The sequence below is a fragment of the Pseudonocardia tropica genome, assembly GCF_040105315.1.
GTDB classification, from domain to species: domain Bacteria; phylum Actinomycetota; class Actinomycetes; order Mycobacteriales; family Pseudonocardiaceae; genus Pseudonocardia; species Pseudonocardia alni.
Window position 1 is genome coordinate 53,524 of sequence record NZ_JBEDNP010000001.1, and the last position, 22,203, is coordinate 75,726.

Genomic DNA, 22,203 nt, shown 5'->3' on the forward strand with positions numbered 1-22,203 from the left:
GCTAGCGGTACCCGTTCGGCTTAACGCGTTCGGGTGGTCACATCGCGTTGCGGTGGGTCAACGCTGCGTAGATACCCGCAGATCAGGACTCGATCGCGGGACGACGGGCGTGCAGCCCCTCCTCCAGAGCGGTGGCGACCTCGGCCAGATCGGCGAGCAGGTCCTGCATCCGATCGGCGGAGATGCCGACGGGCGCGGCGGCCAGCACCCAGGCGTCCTCGGCCCAGAGGAGCTCGACGTCCTCGCCGACCGCGTCGCTGGCGTCGGCGACGCGCGGGGTCAGCAGCGGGCGGACGGCGTCGGCGTCGCTGACGAAGGCGTAGCGCTCACCGACCGGCTCGAGCAGGTCGAGACCGGCGTCGTCGGGAAGCGGGGCCGAGGGCAGCCGCAGCTCGACGGCGGCGGGCAGCGACTCGTGCACCTGCACCGCGCAGAGCACCGAGCTGATCCGGCCGGCCTGCTCGTGGTCGAACGCGTAGGCCTTGCGCGGGCCGTCCGGGGTGGGGACGTCGCCGGTGACCAGGTTGCGGGCCACACCGGGGCCGCCCTGGTGGATCGTCCCGTAGCGCCAGCGGCTGGGCAGGACGGGATCGGACTCGAGGTACTCCCACTCCCGCATGGACGCCCAGCGGCGGCGGTCCCGCGTCGCGCCCCCGCGGAACCGGTCGAACAGCAGCAGACCGACACCGACGACGATCGCGACGAGAGCGATGACGAACCAGACCGACATGCCGGGCAGCGTAGTCCCGACGGGCCCCGTGGAGTGGTAACGCCACGGCTCCGGACGTGCACGTTCGTCGCGCACGGGGGCTCAGCCGGCGGCCGACTCGTCCCACTCCGCTGCCGTGGCCCGGCGGGCGGCGTCGTTCTTGCCGTATTCCAGCACGGCGTCCTGTCCCCGGGTCACCGTCTGCTCGACGGCCTTCCGCGCCACCGGCGTCGCGATCCCGGGCAGCAGACCGGTCCGCATGGTGTCCTCCAGCCTGCGTGCCACCGCGCTCGCCGTCTCCAGCAGGCCGACGACCTCCTCGACCCGGCGGACGATCGTGCGGGAGAGGTCGACGGCGTCGAGGACGAGGACCGCGATGCCGACCGGCGCAGCCACCCCGGCTGTGACGGCCGCACCCGCAGCCCACGCGAGCAGCTGGGGGACCAGCCACATGACGAAATCGGCGATGAGATCGCGCACGATCGCCCGTTCGGTGCCGACGACGGACGCCGAGGTCAGCACGACGTCGGCGACCCCGTGGGCGGCCTCGGACAGGCGTCGTGCGGCGTCGACCTCCGTCGCGGCGACCTCGTGGAACGCGCCCCCGGCGGTCCCGGTCCAGGCGTCCGGGGCAGCGAGGACGGTCTCGATCTCCGGGAGGAGGGTGGCCAGCTCGCGGGAGATCTGCTGCCAGTCCTTCGCCCGGGCCTCGATCTGTCGGGCGTCTCCGCAGAGCCAGTCGAGGGGCTCGCTCAGGAAGGCGAAGTGCTCGATCGCCCATCCGACCCCGGCCGTCCCGAGCTCCTTCAGCGGGTCGGCGATCAGGCTCAGCGTGTCGAGACCGGCGACGGTGGCTGCGACACCGATGCCGGCGCCGTCCTGGTCCCCGGCCGCCTTCCCGAGGTCCTCGATCGAGGAGAACACACCCGCCCCGTCGAGGGGGCCCGGCCCCTCGACGCTCACCGGGGCCGTCACCGGTCCCCACCGACCGGGGCCGGGGCGGGCGCGACGTCGACCTCGCCGAACGTGGCGGCCACCCGGAGCTCGGTGTCGAGATACGCCGCGACGGCCTCCCGGGCCGAGGTCGCCAGGTCGTGCAGCGCGGACGAGAGGGACTCCAGCGCCCGGACACCGGACCGCATGGCCGCGGTGGCGTCGGCCGAGAAGAAGTCCCCGATGACGCCGTAGGCGTCCGTGTCGAGCTCCGCGAGGGACGGGCGCATCCCGGCGACGGCGGAACCCGCGTCGTCGAGGACACCGGCGTGGGTCGCGACCGTGTCGGGGACGACCCGGATGTCCGGGGAGGTCACCGCCCACCCTCCCGCGTCAGCGGCGCCATGATCCGCTCCACCTGCGCCGCCGCGTCCGCCGCGGCCTCCCGGCTCAGCCGCAGCACCGTCTCGGCGAGCCGGGCCCGCGGCATCTCCTCGGCGCGCACGCCGAGCTGCAGGTCGGTGAGGCTCCCCGACGGGTCGACGGTGACCACGACCGCACCGTCGCGGGTGCGTGCGGTCGCGGTCACCGTCGCGACCCGGTCCCGGGCCTGCTCGGCCCGGACCCGGATCGACTCGATGCGGGTGCGGTACTCGTCCAGCCAGGTCCGCCCGGCGTTCGGCTGCTCGGCGGTGAAGTGCTCCATGGGCCCCGACGATGACGTGCACCGCCGGGGCCCACGGGCGAACCGGTGGATCAGTTCGCGATCGCGACCGCCGGGTCGGCGGCCCCCACCGCCTTGCCCACGATCAGGCCGCCGGTGCCGCCGTCGGCCGACGGGTCCAGGTCGACCCGGACCGTGTCGCCCTCGCGGACGCCGCCGGACAGCAGCTCGCGGGCGAGCTGGTCGCCGATCGCGGACTGCACCAGCCTGCGCAGCGGGCGCGCGCCGTAGACCGGGTCGAACCCGTTCATGGCGAGCCACTCGCGGGCCGCGTCGGAGACCTCCAGCGCCAGCCGCCGCTTGGCCAGCCGGCGCCCCAGCACCCCGACCTGGATGTCGACGATGTGGGTCAGCTCCTCGGTCGACAGCGCGTGGAAGACCACGACGTCGTCGAGCCGGTTGAGGAACTCCGGCTTGAAGTGCGTCCGGACGACCGCCATGACGGCGTCGGTGCGCCCCTTCTCGTCCAGGGACTGGTCGGCGATGGCCTGGCTGCCCAGGTTGGACGTCAGCACCAGGATCGTGCTGCGGAAGTCCACCGTGCGGCCCTGGCCGTCGGTGAGACGGCCGTCGTCGAGCACCTGCAGGAGCGTGTCGAAGACGTCGGGGTGGGCCTTCTCGACCTCGTCGAGCAGCACGACGCTGTAGGGCCGCCGCCGCACCGCCTCGGTGAGCTGACCGCCCTGGTCGTAGCCGACGTAGCCGGGAGGGGCCCCGACCAGGCGGGCCACCGAGTGCTTCTCGGAGTACTCGCTCATGTCGATGCGGATCATCGCCCGCTCGTCGTCGAACAGGAACTCCGCGAGCGCCTTGGCCAGCTCGGTCTTGCCGACGCCGGTGGGCCCGAGGAACAGGAACGAGCCGGTCGGCCGGTTCTCGTCCGCGACGCCGGCACGCGCCCGGCGCACCGCGTCGGACACCACGCGCACGGCCTCGGCCTGGCCGACCACCCGGTGGCCCAGCTCGTCCTCCATGCGCAGGAGCTTGGCGGTCTCGCCCTCCAACATCCGGCCGGCGGGCACGCCGGTCCAGGAGCTGACGACGTCGGCGACGTCGTCCGGGCCGACCTCCTCCTTGAGCATCACGTCCTCGGCCCGCTCGACCGTCTCGGTGGCGGTGGCGAGCTCCTTCTCCAACTGCGGGATGCGCCCGTATCGCAGCTCCGCGGCCCGGCCCAGGTCGCCGTCGCGCTCGGCCCGCTCGGACTCGCCGCGGAGCTGCTCCAGCTGCTCCTTGAGCTCGCGGGTGACGTCGATGGCGCTCTTCTCGTTCTGCCAGCGCGCGGTCAGCGCGGCCAGCTCCTCACGCTTCTCGGCCAGCTCGGCACGCAGCGCGACGAGACGGTCCTTCGACGCCGCGTCGACCTCCTTGTCGAGCGCCATCTCCTCGATCTCCAGGCGGCGGACGGCCCGCTCCACGGTGTCGATCTCCACCGGGCGCGAGTCGATCTCCATCCGGAGCCGGGAGGCGGCCTCGTCGACGAGGTCGATGGCCTTGTCCGGGAGGAACCGGGCGGTGATGTAGCGGTCCGACAGCGCGGCCGCGGCGACCAGGGCGGCGTCGGTGATGCGGACGCCGTGGTGCACCTCGTAGCGCTCCTTGAGCCCGCGCAGGATGCCGACGGTGTCCTCGACGGACGGCTCGCCGACCAGCACCTGCTGGAAGCGGCGCTCCAGCGCCGGGTCCTTCTCGATGTGCTGGCGGTACTCGTCGAGCGTGGTCGCGCCGACCATCCGCAGCTCGCCGCGGGCGAGCATCGGCTTGATCATGTTGCCGGCGTCCATCGCGCCCTCGCCGGACGCGCCGGCGCCGACGATCGTGTGCAGCTCGTCGATGAAGGTGACGACCTCGCCCGCGGAGTCGGTGATCTCCTTGAGGACGGCCTTGAGCCGCTCCTCGAACTCGCCGCGGTACTTCGCACCGGCCACCATCGACCCCAGGTCGAGGGAGACGACGCGCTTGCCGCGCAGCGACTCGGGCACGTCACCGGCCACGATGCGCTGGGCCAGGCCCTCGACGATCGCGGTCTTGCCGACACCCGGCTCGCCGATCAGCACCGGGTTGTTCTTGGTGCGCCGCGACAGCACCTGGACGACGCGGCGGATCTCGGTGTCCCGGCCGATGACCGGGTCGAGCTCGCCCTCGCGCGCCCGGGCGGTCAGGTCCTGGCCGTACTTCTCCAGGGCCTGGTAGCTGCCCTCGGGGTCGGGGCTGGTCACCCGGGCGGAGCCGCGGACCTTGCCGAACGCCTCGCGCAGCGCGTCCGGCGTGGCGCCGTGGCGCACCAGCAGCTGGGCGACCGGGCCCCCGGACCGTGCGAGCCCGACGAGCAGGTGCTCGGTGGAGACGTACTCGTCGCCCATCTCGGTGGCGAGCTGCTGGGCCGCGGTGATCGCGGCCAGTGCGTCCCGGGACAGCTGCGGCGCGCTCACCGACGACCCCGACGCCGACGGCAGCCGGTTGCCCAGCGCGGTCAGCTCGGATCGGACGGCGGCCGCGTCGGCGCCGACGGCGGCCAGCAGCGGTGCGGCGATGCCGTCGCCCTGGGCCAGCAGGGCACCCAGCAGGTGGGTGGGCCCGACGTCGGGGTTCCCGGCCAGCGTCGCGGCCTGGACGGCGGCGGAGATGGCCTGCTGGGTACGGGTGGTGGGGTTGAAGGAGTCCATGCTCCGCGTTCCTCCCGGTCCTTCTGAGGTCGATGGTCTGTGGATGGGGAGCGGCACCCCGGGCCGCTGCTCCACAGTCTGCCCGGCCGGTGCACCTCTCGACAGGGTCAACCGCAGAAAAGTTGAGTCCATTCCGCTCAACACCGAGAAGTTCCGGGAACGACCGCGGCCCGCCCGGAGGGTTCCGGACGGGCCGCGGACAGAACGGGTGCGACGATCAGCGCTCGCTGTTGTCGATCACCGTGACGCGGTTGTCGTTGTCGCTGAAGTTGCCGTTCAGGTTGTCCCGGACGTTGTCGTTCAGGAAGTCGCTGCAGTTGCCGGCCTGGCCGATGTTCGAGCCGGCGACCGGGGCCTGCGCCAGGGCGTTGAGCGAGCCCTCGGTGACGATCTTGCCCTTGGCGTCCGCGTCGCCACCCTCGAAGGCGCAGGCCTTCGTCGGGGCGCCGTGGTGCTCGCCCTTGTCGTGGCCGTAGTCGCCCGCGAAGGCGAACGGCGCGGCCGCGGCCAGCGTGGCGGCGGTACCGGCGACGACGAGGCCGAGCTTCTTCTTCGACAGCATGTCTGACTTCTCCTGTGGTGTATCCGATACAGGACGACGCGAACGGCACCCGGAGCCCGTGGGTGTCGCCTGCCGTCCGACCGCCCGGGGGTTCGACCGAGCGTGCTCGATCGGTGACGGTCTGCTGCTGTCAACGACCAGGGTCGACCCGAGTCACGGCTCTCGGTTCACTCGATCGGAGTATCCTCTGGTGCGCAACCGTCGCCCCAGGTCAGCGGCCGTGCGGGCGGCGCCGGAGCGTCCGCGAGGCCCCCGCGCCGAGGTGCGTCGTGCTCGGGAACCGGCGACGCGAGGGCCGCGGCACCCGCGGCTCGGTCCCCTTGGCGCCGAAGAAGTCGCCGCCCTTGCGGGCCGGGTCGTCGGTCCCCCAGGCGCGCCGCTGCGTCACCCGCTCCATCCGCGGGATGTGCTTGCGGCAGTGGATGTAGGCCTCCTCCACGTCCACCACCACCCAGCGCTCGGCGCGGCGGCCGGCGGCGTGGTCGCGCGCGTGCCCGGGGTAGGTGGTGCGGAAGGCGTCGTCGTCCATGATCCGGGCCCGGCCGTTGACGTGCAGCCCGATCAGCGACTCGGTGAAGTCGACCATCAGCATCCCGACGTGCGGGTTCTCCACCAGGTTGCCGAGGCTGGCGTACACGCCGTTGCCCCGGTACTCGGGGTAGGCCAGCGTGTACGGGTCCAGCACGTGCAGGAACCCGGGCGGGCCGGCCCGCAGCGAGCTGTCGCACTCGCCGTGCGCGTCGGACGTCGCGACGAAGGCCATCTCCATCCGTCCGACGAACTCGATCATCCGCGGCAGCAGCCGGTCGCGGAGCTGGTCGTCGTAGAACCGGCCGGCACGGGCGGAGCTGCCCACCTCGGCCTGCAACGTGTGCTCACCCGCGGAGCCGGGCCGGTGCGGCCCGTCCGGGACCTGCGGGGCGTCGGACACGCCGCGCTCCGGGGGCGCGGGGACGACCACCGGCGGCGTGGCCGGACGGTCCCGTCCGGGCAGGACGACGGCGGGGATTCGCAACGGCACAGGACAACCGTGCCATCCGGCGCGGCCAGGACCAAACGATCACGGCTCCGACCGGCCGGGGACACGCCACGTCGGCATTCCCCGCGATGGGCGCTATCCTGACCACGGCGCCACCCACGCCATGACGAGTGACCGCCGTCCCCGAACGGATGATGAGTGACGATGCGTACCCGCTCACCACACACTGGTGAGTCGGTCGGCGTACGCCGTTCCGGCGGATGGAGTCTCTCGCGTACCCTAACCGGCGGAACGCGGGCGGCAACGCCCGGTGTCACCGCGGCACGGAGCACGACCGAGGAGAGTGTCCGCCAGGCATGACTGCTGACCAGCTGATCGCCGGCGACGTCGCCCCGCCGCGACGCCCCGCCTCGGAGGCGGAGCGCACCGTCGAGCTCATCCGGACCAGCTTCGCCCTCGTCGAGCCGCAGGCCGAGGACATCGGCAAGCACTTCTACGCCACGCTGTTCAGCCATGCGCCCGAGGCGCGTGACCTGTTCCCCGTGAACATGGAGGTGCAGCGCAGCCGGCTGCTGCGCGCCCTCGTGCACGTGGTGCAGATGGTCGACCAGCCCGACGACCTCGTCCCGTTCCTGCAGCAGCTCGGTCGCGACCACCGCAAGTTCGGCGTGCTGTCCCAGCACTACGACGCGGTCGGCGCCGCCCTGCTCTCGGCGATCGCCACGTTCGCGGGCGAGAACTGGACCCCGGAGATCGAGAAGGCCTGGACCGGCGCGTACGGGATCGTCGCGGACGCGATGCAGCAGGCCGCCGCGGCCGAGCGCGGGCCCGCGTCCTGGCTGGGCCGGGTCGTGGAGCACCGCCGGATCGGCTGGGACCTGGCCGTGGTCACCGTCGCGACCGACCAGCCGGTGCCCTACCAGGCCGGCCAGTACGTCTCGGTGGAGACACCGCACCGACCGCGGCTGTGGCGCTACCTGTCCCCGGCCAACGCGCCGCGTCGCGACGGGACGATCCAGTTCCACGTCCGCGCGGTCGAGGGCGGCTGGGTCAGCCGCGCGATCGTCGCGCACAGCCGGGTCGGCGAGACCTGGCGGATCGGCCCGCCCATGGGCCGGATGGCCGTCCCGCAGAACACCCGTCGCGAGCTGCTGATGGTGGCCGGCGGCACCGGCGTCGCCCCGATGAAGGCGCTGCTCGACGAGGTCGGCCGGCGCCCCCAGCCGCCGCGCACCCAGGTGTTCGTCGGCGGCCGCACATGGGACGACCTGTACGACTTCACCTCGCTGCGCAAGCTGTCCTACAACTACCCGTGGCTCGACGTCATCCCGGTCGTCGAGTACGAGGACGAGCCGTCCGGGGCCGAGACCGGCACCCTGGCCGACGTCGTGACCCGGTTCGGCGCCTGGAGCGACCACGACGTCCTGGTCTGCGGGTCGCCGTCGATGATCCGCTCCACGGTGTCGCGGATGCTGGTCGCGGGCACGCCGCTCGACCGCATCACCTACGACCCGTTCACGATGGACTGAGCAGGCCCGTACGCCACGACGGCCGCCCTCCCGCGCCGGGAGGGCGGCCGTCGTCGTCGCGGGGCCCGGTCAGAAGGCCTCGGTGGTACGCACCGACAGCACGTGCAGCTCCCGGCTGCCGGTGAACGCGTCGCGCCCGTGCAGGAAGCGGTAGTTGTCGAGGACCAGCAGGTCCCCGCTCTCCAGCCGGAACCGTGGTGCGGCCTCGAACGCGGTGGCGAGCACGTCGGCGTAGGACTCGATGTGCGCGAGGTGGGTGTCCCAGTACGGCTCGCGCGGCACCGGCAGCGCGTAGTCGCTCGCTCGGACCGCACGCCGGCCACCACGGGTGTGCTCGATCATCCGGCGCAGCAGCGGGGTCGACGGCACACCGCGCGGCGGGTTCGTCCGACTGCCGAAGAAGTCCACGTCGCAGCCGGTCAGGAACCCGTGCAGCGACGGGTGCTCCGCGGCGATCCGCTCGGCGAGCGCATAGCCGTCGACGAGCACCGAGTCGCCCCCGGACGGCGCCGGGGAGGTGCAGTGCATGAACAGGAAGTCCTCGTCGGGGTCGCGCAGCCGTACGGTGCGGCCGTGCACGTCGGCCTCGAGGAACGCGCCGTCGTTGTGCAGGCCGAGGACCGGCGAGTCGGTCCCGCCCTGTGGCCGGATGCCGAACAGCTCGCGCAGCCGCCCGCCGAGCAGGGTGGCTGCGGCGACGACCATTGCCTCCGGGTCCGGGCCCGCGCCGGGGATCCGGACGACGCCGTCGCGGGCCAGCACCTCCCGGGCCTCGCCGAGCGCTGCAGCGCGGGGCACGACCCCGGTCTCGTCCACCAGGCTCTTGAGCTCCGGTCGCGCCTCGCCCCTGCGCCGTCCGTCGGTTCCGACCATCGCCACGACGTACCTCCTGCCGTTCATCCGTACTCGCAGCAGTCTGGCAGGAACGAAGCGGTGTCAGAACTGTCCGGTCGGACCGGTCGTCCACCGGCGTTCCAGCCCGCGGCCCAGCGAGGTGACGAGCAGCGCCGTCCCGACGACGGCCAGCGCGGGCAGCAGGACGAGCTGCGGGGCGTTGAACAGGAACTGCCGCCCGTCGGCGAGCATCGCCCCCCACTCCGGGGTGGGCGGCTGCGGACCGAGCCCGAGGAACGACAGCCCGGCCACGGTCAGCAGGACGTTCGCGAACCGCAGGCACAGGTGCGACAGCAGCGGCCGGGCGAGGTTCGGCAGCACGTGCCGGAACGCGATCCGCAGCGGGCCGGCGCCGACGGCGACGGCGCCCTCGACGTACTCGCGGGCGCGTTCGCGGACCACGAGCTGGTAGGTGAGCCGGGCGAACGGCGTCCACCCGGCGACGACGATCGCCACCAACAGCGACCACACCCCCGGCGCCCCGCCGGACGCGGCGACCACCACGAGCCCGATCAGCACCGCCGGGATCGCGACGAGCACGTCGATGGTGCGCTGGAACAGCTGCCCGACCGCCCGTCCGCACCAGGCGGCGAGCACGCCCAGCATCGTGCCGATCCCCGCGCACAGCGCGAGCGCGACCAGGGTGAACCCGACCGAGAGCCGGGCGCCGACGGCGAGCCGGGCGAGCACGTCCCGGCCGAGCTGGTCGGTGCCGAGCGGGTGCGCGGCCGACGGCCCGGCGAAGCGGTGGGACAGGTCGTTGGCGACCGGGTCGAGCGGCAGCAGGGCGACCACGACGAGCACCCCGAGCAGGACCAGCGCCCCTGCCTGCCACCACGTCGAGCGACGGCCGGTGCGCGCGGGTGCGCCCGCCGGGTGGGCCAGTGCCGGCGCGGTCACCGGACGGCGCTCCGGGCGACCGGGTCCAGCGCGAGCGCGAGCAGCTCGGCGAGGATCCCCGCGACGGCGGCGACCAGCACGATCGCGAGCAGCCCGGCCTGCACGACCGGCAGGTCCTGGCCGAGCACGGCGTCGTAGAGCAGGCGGCCCAGGCCGGGGATCGCGAACAGCACCTCGACCACGACCGAGCCGCCGAGCAGCCCGCCGAGGAACAGCCCGGACAGGGAGGTGACCGAGGTCAGGGCCAGGCGGCCGCCGTGGCGCCACAGCACCCGTCCGTCGCTGATGCCCTTGGACCGCGCGACGGCGACGTGCGGGCGGGCCAGCGCGTCGACGGTCTCGGCGCGAACCAGCTGGGCGGCGAGCGCGGCCGGGAACGCGGCCAGGGTGAGCACCGGCAGCACCGCCTGGTCCACGTCGCCCCAGCCGGTCGCGGGCAGCACCGGCACGGTGACGGCGAAGGCGAGCACCAGCGCCGTCCCGAGCACGAACTCGGGGATCGCGACGCCCAGCACCGAGCCGGTGGTCAGGACCCGGTCGAGCCGGCCGCCGGGACGGCGCGCGGCGCGCACCCCGAGTGGGATGCCCACCAGGGCCGCGAGCACCAACGCGCCGACGGTGAGGGTCAGCGACACCCCGAGCGCGGGCCAGAGCAGGCCCGAGACGGGGGTGCGGCTGGTCCAGGAGATCCCGAGGTCGCCGCGCAGCAGCGCGCCGGCCCAGCCGGTGAACTGGTCCCACCAGGAGCCGTCGAGGCCGTACTGCTCCCGCAGCGCGGCCAGCACAGCCGGGTCCGGGTCGGACTCCCCGGTCCGGCTGCGCAGGATCGCGAGCGCGGTGTCCTGGCCGGAGAACCGCGGGAGCAGGAACACCAGCACCGCCGCGGCCACGGCGACCAGCGGCAGCGCCAGCAGCCTGCGCGCGACGAGTGCGGTCACTCCGTCGTCGCCAGCCCGGGGACGACGAGCGACTTGGCCAGCGGGTCGACGGTGTAGCCGGTGACCCGGTGCCCGACGCCGTTCGCGTTGGTGTGCACCAGCGGGACCCCGGCGACGTCGGCGTTCAGCTTCGCCGCGGCCTCGGTGAAGACCTTCTGCCGTGCGGCCGGGTCGGTCTCGGTGGCCAGCGGGGCGAGGAGGGCGTCGAACTGCGGCGAGCAGTAGTGGTTGAGGTTGTAGGAGCCCTGGCAGGTGTAGTCGGTGGTCAGCGTGGCGCCGGCGTCCGGCACGTCGAGCAGGTAGCTGCGCGAGAGCAGGTACATGTCGAAGTCACCGGCGAGCAGCTGCGGCTCGCGGGCGTCGTAGTCGCCGATGCGCACGGTCGCCTCGATACCGGCGCCGCGGAGCATCTCCTGGACGGCGGTGGCCAGGGTCGGGAGCTCGGGGCGGGCGCCGTAGGCACCCAGCTCGATGCGCAGCGGGTTGCCCGGGCCGTAGCCGGCCTCGGTCAGCAGCTGCCGGGCACGCGCCGGGTCGGCGGGCGGCGGGGCGTCCTGCGAGCCCCACGCCACGGCCGGGCCGAACAGCTCCGCGGCCGGGATCGCCGACCCGGCGAGTGCCTGCTCACCGAGCGCGGTGCGGTCCACGGCGGCCGCGACGGCCTGGCGCACCCGGATGTCGTCGAAGGGCTTGCGGGACTGGTTGAGGATCAGCGACGCCGTCCGGGGCGCGGCGACGGTCTGGTTCACGTACTCGTCGCCGGTGAACTCCAGCGCGCTGGACTCGGGGAGCTCCTGGGCGATGTCGGCGTCACCGGCCCGCAGGGCCAGGGCGCGGGCGGCCGGGTCGGGCACGAAGTTCGCGGTGACACCGGCCAGCTGCGGGCGCTCGCCCCAGTAGCGGTCGTTGCGGGCGAGGGTCACCGACTGGGTGCCGTTCGCCCGGGTGATCGTCATCGGGCCGGTCCCGGTCTGCTGGACCGACGGCGGGGTGGTCCGGTACGCCGACGGCGCCAGGATCGCGGTGTTCGCGCTGGACAGCCGCAGCGGCAGGATCGGGTCGGGCTTCGTCGTCGTGACGCGCACGGCGCCCGCGCCGTCCGCGGCGGCCTGCAGACCGATCCCGCGCACCGCGCGCGGCGGCGCGGCGACGCCGGCCGCCCAGTTCAGGGCGGTCGCGGCGGCCTGCCCGGTGAGCGGCTCGCCGTTCTGGAAGGTCACGCCGGGACGCAGCTCGAACCGCCAGGTCCGCGGGTCGGACTGCTGGGCCCACGCCGTCGCCAGTGCGGGCCGCGGCTGCCCGTCCGGCCCGGACGCCACCAGGGACTCGGTCACCCCCAGCTGGGAGACGACGAACGCGTCGTCGGTGTCCACCCCGTAGCCGGCCGACGGGCCGAAGGCCATCGCGATGGTGGCCTGCCCGTCCGGGACGACCCGGCCGCTCCCGCCGCCGGTGCCACCGCACGCGGTCAGGACCGCGGCGCTCACCGCCAGGGCGGCGGCGACCCGCAACCGGGAACGACGGGGTGCTACGACGGCGGGCATGGCGACCTGTCCTCTCCGGCGCCCTCGACCGTGTGTCACCCGGCGCCCGGAAGATCTTCGGTAAGCCTGTACACACGGTCAAGTATCTTCATGCATGCGCATATGTCGTTACTGCCATCGAGTCGCGACTGCAGTGGGCGACCTGGTACCACTTCGTGGTGCTCCGCAGTCTGCTCCGCCGCCCCGCCGATCCCGAGTCGGACCCGCGTCCCGCGGCCCCGCTCCGCGTGGGTCGCCGGGCGCACTTCAGCGGGCTCCCGCCGGTCATGAAGCTGCTGATCAGCACCCAACTGGCCTTCAACGTGGGCTTCTACATGGTGCTGCCCTACCTGGCCACGCACCTGGCCGAGGACCTCGGGCTCGCCGCGGCGGCCGTCGGGCTCGTGCTGGGGCTGCGGACGTTCAGCCAGCAGGGGCTCTTCGTGATCGGCGGGACCCTGACCGATCGGTTCGGTGCGAAGCCGGTCGTGCTCGCCGGGTGTGCGCTGCGCGTGACCGGATTCATCCTCCTCGGGGCCGCCGGGACGCTGCCCGCGGTCATCGGCGGGGCACTGCTGACCGGGTTCGCGGCCGCCCTGTTCTCGCCTGCCGTCGAGTCGTCGCTGGCGCGGGAGGCCGGGGAGCGGGAGCGCGCCGGGGAGGGCCCGCCGCGGACCGAGGTGTTCGCGATGTTCGCCGTGGCCGGTCAGATCGGGACGGTCACCGGGCCGCTGGTCGGCACCGCGCTCATGCTGGTCGACTTCCAGCTCGCCTGCCTGGTCGCCGCCGTCGGCTTCGTGCTGGTGGGGCTGGCGCACTGGCGGTGGCTGCCGTGGCGGGAGGCCGAGCAGGCCGGACGGCCCATGCTCGCGGGCTGGGGCGAGGTACTGGGCAACCGGCGCTTCATGCTGTTCGCCGCCGGCTACTCGGGCTGGCTGCTGTCCTACAACCAGCTGTACCTGGCGCTGCCCGACGAGCTGGAGCGCATCGGCCGCACCGCGGCGCTGGGATTCCTGTTCGTGCTGATGTCGGTGCTGGTCATCACCCTGCAGATGCGGGTGACGACGTGGGGACACCGGATCGGGGCCGGCCCCTCGGTGGTGCTCGGGTTCTGCCTGATGGCCGCGTCGTTCATCGTCGTCGCGGTGGCGCGGCTGCTGCCGGGCCTGCCGGGGTGGTGGGCGCTCGCCCCCGCGGTGCTGATGGTGCTGCTGCTGACCCTCGGGGAGATGCTCGCCGTGCCGGTGGCGCAGGACCTGGTGCCGCGGCTCGCCGGGGAGCGCAGGCTGGGCGCCCACTTCGGGGTGCTGGCCTCGTTCGGCGGACTGATGGTGCTCGTCGGGTCGACGGGCGTCGGCGCGCTGCTGGACCCGGCCTTCCCGCCGGCGCTGCCGTTCGCGGTACTGGCCGCGGTCCCGCTGCTGGGCGCCGTGGTGCTCGGGCTGCTGGCCCGCCGTGGGGTCCTGACGGCGGCCTGAGCCGCCCGGGCCGCACCCGTCCGGGGGGGCTCAGCCGTCGTCGGCGGGGCGCCAGCGCACGACGGCCTGGCGCCGGTCCACCGGCACGAGGTCACGCCGGTAGGACCGGTGCACCGCCGCCGTGGCCTGCGCGGCGGCGGCGCGGACCGCGTCGAGTTCGGCGGTGGCCTCCTCGAGGCGCGCCGAGAGCTCGTCGACCATCTGCTCCAGCTCGATGATCCGCTTGACGCCCGCGAGGTTCACACCCTCCTCCTGGGAGAGCCGCTGCACCTCGCGCAGCAGCGCGATGTCGCGCTGGGAGTAGCGACGCCCGCCGCCCGCGGACCGGCCCGGGCTGACCAGGCCGATCCGGTCGTAGCTGCGCAGGGTCTGGGCGTGCAGGCCGGACAGCTGCGCGGCGACCGAGATGACGAACACCGGCCTGTCGTGTGCCACGTCGACGGTCAGCGGCTCCTCCCCGTCCCGGGGGGTGCGTCGTCCGCCCACCGCCATCACCTCCTGGTGCTACCGAGCAGATCGGCCCGCGGGTCGAACGACGACGTCGCCTCGGCGTAGGCCTCCAGTGCGCTCGTCGCCGCGTCGTCCAGCTTCTGCGGTACCGCCACCTCGACGGTGACCAGCAGATTGCCCTTCTTCCCGTTCTTGCGCTCGACCCCACGTCCCGACACCCGGAACGTCCGGCCGCTGGCGGTCCCCGGCGGGATCCGCAGCGAGACGGTGCCGTCGAGCGTCGGCACCGTCAGGGTCGCACCCAGAGCCAGCTCGGGGAAGGTCACCGGCACGGTGAGTGTCAGGTCGTCGGAGTTCTTCGACGAACGCCCGAAGATCCGGTGCGGGGTGACCGAGACCGTGACGTAGAGGTCACCGGCGGGTGCGCCGCCGCGACCGGGCTCGCCCTGGCCCGCGAGCCGGACCTTCTGTCCGTCGTCGACGCCCGCGGGCACCCGCACCGTCAGCGACCGGGTCCGGGTGGACACGCCGTCGCCGTGGCACTCGGGGCACGGGTCGTCGATGATGCGGCCGGTCCCGCGGCAGTCGCGGCACGGCTCGGAGAACGAGAACGCGCCCTGGCTGCGGTTCACCAGGCCCTGACCGGAGCAGGTCGGGCAGGTGCGCGGGGTACTGCCGGGCCGGGACCCGGTGCCGCCGCAGCGCTCGCAACGCCCCGGCGAGGACAGCTTGATCGGCACCGTCGCGCCGCGTACCGCGTCGTCGAAGGAGATGGTCAGGCTGCTCTCGACGTCCTGGCCGCGACGGGCACCGGCCGTGCCGTACCCGCCCGCACCGCCTGCGTTGTTCCGCGCGGTGCGGCCGAAGATGTCGCCGAGGATGTCACTGAAGTCGCCGGCACCGGCACCGCCGGAGCGGCCGGCCTGGCCGAACAGGTCGTTGATGTCGAAGCCGCCCTGGCCGGCGCCACCGGGGCGCGCACCGCCGGGGAAGCCACCCCCGGTACCGAACCCGCCGAAGCCGCCGCCGCCCGCGAACATCGCGCGGGTCTCGTCGTACTCCTTGCGCTTGGACTCGTCGCCCAGCACGCCGTAGGCCTCGGAGACCGACTTGAAGCGGGCCTCGGCCTTCTCGTCACCGGGGTTCGCATCCGGGTGCAGCTCGCGGGCGAGCTTGCGGTACGCCTTCTTGATCTCGTCCTGGGACGCCGTCGAGGAGACGCCCAGCTCGCGGTAGAAGTCCTTCTCGATCCAGTCACGCTGGGTCACTCCGCCTCCTTCCCGATCAGACCCGCGGTGCGGCGGGAGGCCGCTCGCCTCCCACCGCACCGCGCGGTCACGTCCCTGTCCGCCCTGGTCAGGCGGGGTTCTGCGGCTCGCCGTCGCCGGCGTCCGCGCCGCCCCCGGCCGGAGCCTCGGGGCGGTCCTGCACGGTCACCATCGCCGGCCGGAGGACCCGGTCGGAGATGCGGTAGCCACGGCGCAGCACCGTCGACAGCACGGTGACCGTGGGGCCGGAGCCCTCGGCCGGCTCGTGCTGCACGGCCTCGTGGAACTGCGGGTCGAAGGCCTCGCCCTCGGTCCCGAACGGCTCGAGACCGAGCTTCGTCAGCACCGCGGTGACCTTGTCGGCCGCGGCCTTGAACGGTCCCGTGAGGTCGCCGTGCTGGGCGGCTCGCTCGAAGTCGTCGAGCACGACCAGCAGGTCGTTCGCGAAGGAGACCTTCGCGTCCACTTTGGTCTGCTCGCGGTCCCGGTCGGCCCGGCGCCGGTAGTTGGCGTACTCGGCGCTGACCCGCTGCAGGTCCGCGGTGCGCTCGGCGACCTCGGCCCGCAGCTTCTCGACCTCCGGGTCCTCCCCGTCAGCCGGGCCCGCGACCTGGTCGCCGTCCCCGACCGGGGCCGCCGTGTCGGCGGCCCCGGTCGCGTCGGCGTCGGGACGGACCTCGCCGGTCTCCGGGTCCACCTTGCGGCGGTCCCGGAACGTCACCGGCTCCTCCTGCTTCTGTTCGTCAGCCATGTCGACCGTCCTGTCGTCCCGTGGATGGCCGCCGGCCGTCACTTGTCGCCCTTGGCGTCCTTGTCGTCGTCCACGATCTCGGCGTCGACGACGTCGTCCTGCGCGTCGGAGGCACCGGCCGCACCGGCACCACCCTCGGCACCGGCACCCGCGGCGCCCTCGGCACCGGGCTGCGAGTACAGGGCGGACCCCATCTTCTGGGACTCGGTGGCGAGCTTCTCCATCGAGGACTTGACGGCCTCGTGGTCGGTGCCCTTCAGCGCCTCCTGGGTCTCACCCAGGGCGGCGTTGACCGCGTCCTTGACGTCGGAGGGGAGCTTCTCGTCGTTCTCCTTGACGAACTTCTCCGTCTGGTAGACGAGGGTCTCCGCCTGGTTGCGGGTCTCCGCCTCCTCGCGACGCTTGGCGTCCTCCTCGGCGTGCGCCTCGGCCTCCTTGACCATGCGGTCGATGTCGTCCTTGGACAGGGCCGACCCGCCGGTGATCGTCATCTCCTGGCTCTTGCCCGTGCCCATGTCCTTGGCGGACACGTTGACGATGCCGTTCGCGTCGATGTCGAAGGAGACCTCGATCTGCGGGACGCCGCGCGGGGCCGGCGCGATGCCGGTCAGCTCGAACATGCCGAGCTTCTTGTTGTACGCGGCGATCTCGCGCTCGCCCTGGAAGACCTGGATCTGCACCGACGGCTGGTTGTCGTCCGCGGTGGAGAAGATCTCCGAGCGCTTGGTCGGGATAGTGGTGTTCTTCTCGATCAGCTTGGTCATCACGCCGCCCTTGGTCTCGATGCCCAGGGACAGCGGGGTGACGTCGAGGAGCAGGACGTCCTTGACCTCACCACGGAGCACACCGGCCTGCAGCGCGGCACCGGCCGCGACGACCTCGTCCGGGTTGACGCCCTTGTTGGGCTCCTTGCCGCCGGTCAGCTCCTTGACGAGCTCGGTGACGGCGGGCATCCGGGTGGAGCCACCGACGAGCACGACGTGGTCGATCTGGTTCACCGAGATGCCGGCGTCCTTGATGACCTGGTTGAACGGGTTGCGGGTGCGGTCCAGGAGGTCCTGGGTGATCCGCTGGAACTCCGCGCGGGACAGCGTCTCGTCCAGGAACAGCGGGTTCTTGTCCGAGTCGACCGTGATGTAGGGCAGGTTGATGCTGGTCGACGACGAGCTGGACAGCTCGATCTTCGCCTTCTCGGCGGCCTCGCGGAGCCGCTGCATCGCCATCTTGTCCTTGGTCAGGTCGATGCCCTGGGAGGACTTGAACTTGTCGACGAGCCAGCTGACGACACGCTCGTCCCAGTCGTCACCACCGAGGTGGTTGTCGCCGTTGGTGGCCTTGACCTCGACCACGCCCTCGGCGATCTCCAGCAGGGACACGTCGAACGTGCCGCCACCCAGGTCGAAGACCAGGATGGTCTGCTCCTTGTCGCCCTTGTCGAGCCCGTAGGCCAGCGCGGCCGCGGTCGGCTCGTTGACGATCCGGAGCACGTTCAGGCCGGCGATCTGGCCGGCCTCCTTGGTCGCCTGGCGCTGCGCGTCCTCGAAGTACGCGGGCACAGTGATGACGGCGTCGGTGACCTCGTCGCCCAGGTAGGACTCGGCGTCCCGCTTCAGCTTCTGCAGGACGCGGGCGCTGATCTCCTGCGCCGCGAAGGTCTTGCCGTCGATCTCCGACGTCTTCCAGTCGGTGCCGATGTGACGCTTGACCGAGCGGAACGTCCGGTCGGAGTTGGTGACCGCCTGGTTCTTCGCCGACTGACCGGTGAGAACCTCGCCGTTACGCGCGAACGCGACGATCGACGGAGTGGTGCGGGCACCCTCCGAGTTCGCGATCACCGTCGGCTCGCCACCCTCGAGGACGGCGACGACGGAGTTGGTGGTCCCGAGGTCGATACCGACCGTACGAGCCATGGTGACTGCCTCCGAGATGTGTGGGGTGTGAGTGCGTCCGGCTCAAGTTGTACCAGGCCGGGGAGCGCCTCGTGCATCGCCCTTGAGTGGGTCCTGCTCAACTTGCTCTCATGGGGGTCAACGGGCGACCCGGAAGACTTGTTCCCGGGGGACTCAACTTTTATCCATGACGTTCGCGCGTGCAGGACCGTGCGGCGGGCTAGCCTGTGGCCGCTCGATCGTCGACGGAGGATCACGTGCTCGTACCGGCTGCGCGTCGAATCGCCCTGGGGTCGCTGGCCGTCGTCCTCACCATCGCGGTCACCTCGTGCGGCCCGGGCGCCACACCGCCGGAGCCGGACTCGCCACGAACAGCCCAGCCGGGTCCGATCGACGTGACGGACAAGCATCCCTGCGATCTCCTGCCCGCACCGACACTGCATACGCTCGAGCTCCGCGACCCCCGGAAGAACGATGCGGTGATACGCGGAACGGGAGCTCCTTCGTGCGGCTTTTTCGGGACCGGAACCCCGCGGATCGACATCAACCTCCAATTCCTCCCCCTCGCTGCGAATGATCTCCGGTCAACGGAGTCCTCCTCCGGCCAGACTCGCGGATATGACGTGATCGAGAACGACCGGTCCACGTCCCGTCTGGCTGTGTGCGAAGCCGTGGCCGACACCGACGGCTCGACGTCCGTACGAGCCCAGGCCTCGGTACCCACTGATGAACTGCGCGAGGCCGGTAGTCCCGGAGGCGCAGCCTGCGACAGGGCGCACGAGGCCCTCGGCGAGGCACTCGCGGTGCTCGCACCGCACTGACCCTCGCGATTTGCGGCCGCGAAGCGGTCGCTCCAAGGACCCACGTTCATGGGGATCGCCGACTACGTTGCCCGCCCATGAGTTCGTCGGCTCCACAGACCTTGAGCGACCTGACCAGTCAGGTGTCTCCCGACACGGTCCTCGATGTCGGTCGATCCCTCGCGCAGCAGGCCGAGGCCATTCGCGCCGCCCTGCAGAACGCGCTCGGCTGCGCGGTCGGCCCGTGCGGCGAGGACCCGATATCGGGGATCGCGACACCGGTGTTCGACGAGAAGTTCGCGGCAATCATCGATCGTCACATGGCGCACCGGACCGAGCTGGAACAGGCCGTCACGTCACTACGCGCTGTTGCCGCGTCGTACCGGATCGATGAGGCCGCGATCGAGAAGTCCTTCCGGATCTGATCGTCGCTCACCACCACAAGGACATGGGATGGCGTTCCACCAAGGCTTTAACTTCGCCGCCAAGACCCTCCGGGAGAAGTACGGATGGGTGGTCGGGAAACCCGGCTCATCCGCGGTCGTAGACGCCGTGTCCGCACTCCGGACTGCGGACACCGACCTCCGCAGCGCGGCTGACGACGCCCGGAAGCGCATGGCCGAGCTCGGCATCTCCTGGCAGGGCCCCGCCGCGGCCGCCGCCCAGCAGTCCCTCGACGGCATCACCACCTCGATGATGTGCACCGCCCCCGTCACCGCGAACGGCGCCACTCAGCTGGACGCCTACGGGCAGTCCTTCGACCGCACCCAGGCCGCCATCGCCGCCCTGGACCCCACCCCGCCGGGCATCTTCACCAGCGGCGTCCGCAACCTCCACCTACTGGCGAGCACCCCGTTGACCGGGCTGAGCGCCACCGTCGCCGACTACGTCACCTCGCTCGAACGCGACCAGCGGCACAGCGAGGAGGCCGACCGCGCCCTCCAGGAGCATCTCGACACGGCGTCGGCGATCGACGACCGCTTCCGCACCGTCGACCCGGTGCCGGTCGCGGCGCCCACCGGTGCCGGAGGCCCGGCGCCGGGCTCGGCCGGAGCCGGCGGTCCCGCCCCGGCCGTCGTCGGGGACGGCGACGGAGCCACCCGCGTCGGCGGAGGCGGTCCGGGGATCGGCACCCCGGACCAGCCGGGCGGCGGGCCCCGCCCCGGACCGGACGGCGCCGGGGCCCCCGGCGGACCGGGGAACGGCGGACCGGGGAACGGCGGACCGGGGAACGGCGGACCGGGGAACGGCGGGCCGGGGAACGGCGGACCGGCCCCAGGCACTCCGGACGTCGGACGAACCCCGGGCCCGGGTGGTCCCGGGACCACCGGGGACGGCATGTCCGACCGGGACCGGGGCACCGGGCTCCCCGAACCGGTCGACGTCGTCGCACCCCAGCGCCTCGACCCGCCGGCCACGCCCACCCCGGACCCGTACCGGCCGGCGGTGTCCCCGGGCCCCTCCCCGACGACGACGGCGCCCGGCCCCGACCCGCTCGCCACCCGCGTCGACCTCGGACGCCGGTTCGGCGAACGCACCCGGGCCCAGCCGCTCCTCCCGCCGTCGGCCCGTGGTCCCGGGTACGGCGACCGCCTCCCCGGTGGCACGGGATCCGGTGGCGGACGGCCGTACGAGCCGTTCGGTCCCGGCGCCCGGACCGCCGAGCCGGCCTGGTCCGCCCGCCCCGGCGACACCACCGGACGCGGCGGCGCCCCCGGCGGCTACGGCCCGATGGCCGGCGGCGCGGGCAGCCACGACGCCCGGGACCACCGCAACCGCTACGTCGTCCCCACCGACGAGGTGTTCGACGTCGAGATCGCCGCGACCGACGCCGTCCTGGCCCCCGAGGAGCCCCACCGATGATCGACTGGAACCGCGCCACCGTCCTCACCGCCGCCGAGTTCGACGTCGCCCGGGACCTGCTCGACCTCGGTCGCAACCCCGCGGTCCTGGAGCTGCTCAGCCCCGGTTTCACCGACGTCGAGCGGGCCCGTGTCGTGCGGGGGTGCCTCGACGCCCTCGCCGCGCGCGGCCTGTTCACCGGCACCGCGTTCGAGCCGAACCTGGTCGACGACCTGCGCACGGTCGTCGCACCGGAGGTCCAGCACGACCTCGTGGTCGCACCACCGTCGTGGCAGCGGGCGCTGGTCGCGCGGCGGGCCGGGCGCGCGGTGCTGGCCACCCGGATCGGCGACGACGTCGCGCTGGTCCGCGTCCTGCCCGACGACGCGTCGGCCGTCCTGGTCGAGCTGCTCGGCGAGGTCGTGCCCGGCCCCGGGGCCGGGGTGCGGATCCCCGTCGCGGTGCTGGGCGAGGCCGCCGAGCGCGCCGACGGCGACGCCGACCGGCTCGTCCACGAGCTCCTGCGGCGGGGCTGCAGCGCGGCCGAGGCCGAGATGCTGCGGCGGATGGGGCAGGTCGAGGGCGTCGCCCAGCTCGGCGCCGGCCGGAAGGGACCCGATCCGTGCCGCGCGCCGGGCGTCCTGCTGGTGCACGCCACCGCGGACGGCTGCTACGTCCAGCGGCGCCCGACCCCGGACGTCGTCGGCGGCCCGCTCCCCGACGACGCCGTCGTGCACGCCGGTCCGGCCGACGCCGCGTACCTGGTCCGTGAGCTGGACCGGCTCGCCGACGCCGCACAGCGCCGTCGCGCACCGGTCGGGACGCACCGGGCCTGGTGAGGGGTAGCCGGGAATTCGCTTACCGGGTAAGCGAATTCCGCGGGGAAGGTGTCCCTACCGCGCGTCGAGATGCAGCTCGGCGGGCCGTGGAGATCGACGACTCCCGCTGAGGTGCATCTCAGTCAGCGCAGGACGACGGTCCCCCGCGGCACCTGCCCCGCCGACGCCGGCGGCACGGGGTCGGGCACCTCCACCCGGACGGGCAGCGACCCGGGGACGACGCGGTCGTCGGCGTCGCGGTACTCGAGGTCGCCGTCGGGCCCCAGCTCGGTGACGTAGCCGTGCACGGCGAGCTGGGCGTCGTCGAGCTCGGTCAGCGGTTCAGCCCGCACCGCGGACACGGCGTACTCCGGCCAGTCGACGCCGGGGTAGGCGTCGTGCAGGTCGGTGAGCAGCCCGACGAAGACCTGCTGCCAGCGCAGCGGCATCGACTGGGCCAGTGACCGCGGCACGACGAGGTGGTCCGGGCAGGCACCGGGCGCCGCGGAGTCGAGGTAGTCCGAGAGCGGGGAGCGCATGCCGCCCATGA

The 22,203-nt window shown here is 73.1% G+C and carries 22 protein-coding genes; 6 read left to right on the forward strand and 16 right to left on the reverse strand.

Annotated elements, in window-relative coordinates; all coding sequences use genetic code 11:
• Window positions 1-82: 82 nt before the first annotated feature.
• The 7 genes from WHI96_RS00275 to WHI96_RS00305 all read right to left on the reverse strand — a co-directional run bounded on the left by WHI96_RS00275 (window position 83) and on the right by WHI96_RS00305 (window position 6,615).
• A complete protein-coding gene (locus tag WHI96_RS00275; RefSeq protein WP_345654330.1) occupies window positions 83-730 on the reverse strand; it encodes a TtfA family protein in 648 nt (215 codons plus the stop codon).
• Between the two features lie 81 nt (window positions 731-811).
• Window positions 812-1,684 carry a WXG100 family type VII secretion target gene (locus WHI96_RS00280; protein ID WP_345654333.1) on the reverse strand — a complete coding sequence of 291 codons (873 nt, stop codon included), beginning with the start codon at window positions 1,682-1,684 and terminating at the stop codon, window positions 812-814.
• Window positions 1,681-2,019 (reverse strand): type VII secretion target, encoded by a 339-nt coding sequence (locus tag WHI96_RS00285; RefSeq protein ID WP_345654335.1) that lies wholly within the window; start codon window positions 2,017-2,019, stop codon window positions 1,681-1,683. Before WHI96_RS00285 ends, WHI96_RS00280 begins: the two co-directional genes overlap by 4 nt.
• Window positions 2,016-2,348, reverse strand: coding sequence for a YbaB/EbfC family nucleoid-associated protein (locus WHI96_RS00290; protein WP_345654338.1), 333 nt, complete (start codon window positions 2,346-2,348; stop codon window positions 2,016-2,018). The genes WHI96_RS00285 and WHI96_RS00290 overlap by 4 nt, the downstream gene beginning before the upstream one ends.
• 50 nt (window positions 2,349-2,398) lie before the next feature.
• Entirely contained in the window at window positions 2,399-5,032 is a 2,634-nt protein-coding gene (clpB, locus tag WHI96_RS00295; RefSeq protein WP_345654341.1) for an ATP-dependent chaperone ClpB, read from the reverse strand.
• Between the two features lie 217 nt (window positions 5,033-5,249).
• Window positions 5,250-5,594, reverse strand: coding sequence for a hypothetical protein (locus WHI96_RS00300; RefSeq protein ID WP_208822275.1), 345 nt, complete (start codon window positions 5,592-5,594; stop codon window positions 5,250-5,252).
• A 211-nt stretch (window positions 5,595-5,805) separates the two neighbouring features.
• Window positions 5,806-6,615, reverse strand: a complete 810-nt coding sequence (locus WHI96_RS00305) for a pyridoxamine 5'-phosphate oxidase family protein (RefSeq protein ID WP_073576050.1) — start codon at window positions 6,613-6,615, stop codon at window positions 5,806-5,808.
• 314 nt (window positions 6,616-6,929) lie between these two features.
• Between WHI96_RS00305 and WHI96_RS00310 the strand changes: the two genes are divergently transcribed.
• Window positions 6,930-8,102, forward strand: a complete 1,173-nt coding sequence (locus WHI96_RS00310; protein ID WP_345654346.1) for a globin domain-containing protein — start codon at window positions 6,930-6,932, stop codon at window positions 8,100-8,102.
• Window positions 8,103-8,171: 69 nt separating this feature from the next.
• On the opposite strand, the gene WHI96_RS00315 is transcribed toward WHI96_RS00310, so the two are convergent.
• From WHI96_RS00315 to WHI96_RS00330, 4 genes are all read right to left on the reverse strand, one after another.
• Complete coding sequence (locus WHI96_RS00315) at window positions 8,172-8,975, reverse strand: TauD/TfdA family dioxygenase (protein WP_345654476.1); 804 nt, start codon at window positions 8,973-8,975, stop codon at window positions 8,172-8,174.
• A 63-nt stretch (window positions 8,976-9,038) separates the two neighbouring features.
• Entirely contained in the window at window positions 9,039-9,896 is an 858-nt protein-coding gene (locus tag WHI96_RS00320) for an ABC transporter permease (RefSeq protein ID WP_345654349.1), read from the reverse strand.
• Window positions 9,893-10,834 (reverse strand): ABC transporter permease, encoded by a 942-nt coding sequence (locus WHI96_RS00325; protein WP_345654352.1) that lies wholly within the window; start codon window positions 10,832-10,834, stop codon window positions 9,893-9,895. Before WHI96_RS00325 ends, WHI96_RS00320 begins: the two co-directional genes overlap by 4 nt.
• The gene (locus WHI96_RS00330; RefSeq protein WP_345654355.1) at window positions 10,831-12,378 is read right to left on the reverse strand and encodes an ABC transporter substrate-binding protein; all 1,548 of its coding nucleotides are present in this window, start codon (window positions 12,376-12,378) and stop codon (window positions 10,831-10,833) included. Before WHI96_RS00330 ends, WHI96_RS00325 begins: the two co-directional genes overlap by 4 nt.
• 158 nt (window positions 12,379-12,536) lie before the next feature.
• On the opposite strand from WHI96_RS00330, the gene WHI96_RS00335 reads away from it, so the two are divergent.
• On the forward strand, window positions 12,537-13,835 hold the full coding sequence (locus tag WHI96_RS00335) for an MDR family MFS transporter (RefSeq protein ID WP_345654358.1): 1,299 nt from the start codon (window positions 12,537-12,539) through the stop codon (window positions 13,833-13,835).
• 30 nt (window positions 13,836-13,865) lie between these two features.
• Here the strand turns inward: WHI96_RS00335 and WHI96_RS00340 are convergent, their stop codons facing one another.
• From WHI96_RS00340 to dnaK, 4 genes are all read right to left on the reverse strand, one after another.
• Complete coding sequence (locus WHI96_RS00340) at window positions 13,866-14,327, reverse strand: heat shock protein transcriptional repressor HspR (protein WP_345654479.1); 462 nt, start codon at window positions 14,325-14,327, stop codon at window positions 13,866-13,868.
• The gene (gene dnaJ / locus WHI96_RS00345) at window positions 14,327-15,553 is read right to left on the reverse strand and encodes a molecular chaperone DnaJ (protein WP_345654361.1); all 1,227 of its coding nucleotides are present in this window, start codon (window positions 15,551-15,553) and stop codon (window positions 14,327-14,329) included. The genes WHI96_RS00340 and dnaJ overlap by 1 nt, the downstream gene beginning before the upstream one ends.
• Window positions 15,554-15,641: 88 nt before the next feature.
• Entirely contained in the window at window positions 15,642-16,304 is a 663-nt protein-coding gene (gene grpE, locus WHI96_RS00350) for a nucleotide exchange factor GrpE (RefSeq protein ID WP_345654364.1), read from the reverse strand.
• A gap of 38 nt (window positions 16,305-16,342) precedes the next feature.
• Window positions 16,343-18,214, reverse strand: a complete 1,872-nt coding sequence (dnaK, locus tag WHI96_RS00355) for a molecular chaperone DnaK (RefSeq protein ID WP_345654367.1) — start codon at window positions 18,212-18,214, stop codon at window positions 16,343-16,345.
• A gap of 236 nt (window positions 18,215-18,450) precedes the next feature.
• Between dnaK and WHI96_RS27785 the strand changes: the two genes are divergently transcribed.
• The 4 genes from WHI96_RS27785 (at window position 18,451) to WHI96_RS00370 (ending at window position 21,674) form a co-directional block, all read left to right on the forward strand.
• Complete coding sequence (locus WHI96_RS27785; RefSeq protein WP_425571734.1) at window positions 18,451-19,014, forward strand: DUF3558 family protein; 564 nt, start codon at window positions 18,451-18,453, stop codon at window positions 19,012-19,014.
• A gap of 101 nt (window positions 19,015-19,115) precedes the next feature.
• The gene (locus WHI96_RS00360; RefSeq protein ID WP_345654370.1) at window positions 19,116-19,418 is read left to right on the forward strand and encodes a PE domain-containing protein; all 303 of its coding nucleotides are present in this window, start codon (window positions 19,116-19,118) and stop codon (window positions 19,416-19,418) included.
• 190 nt (window positions 19,419-19,608) lie between these two features.
• Window positions 19,609-20,856, forward strand: coding sequence for a hypothetical protein (locus WHI96_RS00365; protein ID WP_349302328.1), 1,248 nt, complete (start codon window positions 19,609-19,611; stop codon window positions 20,854-20,856).
• The gene (locus WHI96_RS00370; RefSeq protein ID WP_345654375.1) at window positions 20,853-21,674 is read left to right on the forward strand and encodes an ESX secretion-associated protein EspG; all 822 of its coding nucleotides are present in this window, start codon (window positions 20,853-20,855) and stop codon (window positions 21,672-21,674) included. The genes WHI96_RS00365 and WHI96_RS00370 overlap by 4 nt, the downstream gene beginning before the upstream one ends.
• A gap of 122 nt (window positions 21,675-21,796) precedes the next feature.
• Here the strand turns inward: WHI96_RS00370 and WHI96_RS00375 are convergent, their stop codons facing one another.
• A complete protein-coding gene (locus tag WHI96_RS00375; RefSeq protein ID WP_345654378.1) occupies window positions 21,797-22,192 on the reverse strand; it encodes a hypothetical protein in 396 nt (131 codons plus the stop codon).
• Window positions 22,193-22,203: the final 11 nt, after the last annotated feature.

Excerpts from the sequence above, each read along its gene's own strand:
- WHI96_RS00310 (WP_345654346.1), top strand. The coding sequence starts at position 6,930 with ATGACTGCTGACCAGCTGATCGCCGGCGACGTCGCCCCGCCGCGACGC.
- WHI96_RS00375 (WP_345654378.1), bottom strand. The coding sequence starts at position 22,192 with ATGCGCTCCCCGCTCTCGGACTACCTCGACTCCGCGGCGCCCGGTGCC.
- WHI96_RS00340 (WP_345654479.1), bottom strand. The coding sequence starts at position 14,327 with ATGGCGGTGGGCGGACGACGCACCCCCCGGGACGGGGAGGAGCCGCTG.
- WHI96_RS00315 (WP_345654476.1), bottom strand. The coding sequence starts at position 8,975 with ATGGTCGGAACCGACGGACGGCGCAGGGGCGAGGCGCGACCGGAGCTC.
- WHI96_RS00275 (WP_345654330.1), bottom strand. The coding sequence starts at position 730 with ATGTCGGTCTGGTTCGTCATCGCTCTCGTCGCGATCGTCGTCGGTGTC.
- WHI96_RS00290 (WP_345654338.1), bottom strand. The coding sequence starts at position 2,348 with ATGGAGCACTTCACCGCCGAGCAGCCGAACGCCGGGCGGACCTGGCTG.
- clpB (WP_345654341.1), bottom strand. The coding sequence starts at position 5,032 with ATGGACTCCTTCAACCCCACCACCCGTACCCAGCAGGCCATCTCCGCC.
- dnaK (WP_345654367.1), bottom strand. The coding sequence starts at position 18,214 with ATGGCTCGTACGGTCGGTATCGACCTCGGGACCACCAACTCCGTCGTC.
- WHI96_RS00365 (WP_349302328.1), top strand. The coding sequence starts at position 19,609 with ATGGCCGAGCTCGGCATCTCCTGGCAGGGCCCCGCCGCGGCCGCCGCC.
- WHI96_RS00330 (WP_345654355.1), bottom strand. The coding sequence starts at position 12,378 with ATGCCCGCCGTCGTAGCACCCCGTCGTTCCCGGTTGCGGGTCGCCGCC.
- grpE (WP_345654364.1), bottom strand. The coding sequence starts at position 16,304 with ATGGCTGACGAACAGAAGCAGGAGGAGCCGGTGACGTTCCGGGACCGC.
- WHI96_RS00370 (WP_345654375.1), top strand. The coding sequence starts at position 20,853 with ATGATCGACTGGAACCGCGCCACCGTCCTCACCGCCGCCGAGTTCGAC.
- WHI96_RS00300 (WP_208822275.1), bottom strand. The coding sequence starts at position 5,594 with ATGCTGTCGAAGAAGAAGCTCGGCCTCGTCGTCGCCGGTACCGCCGCC.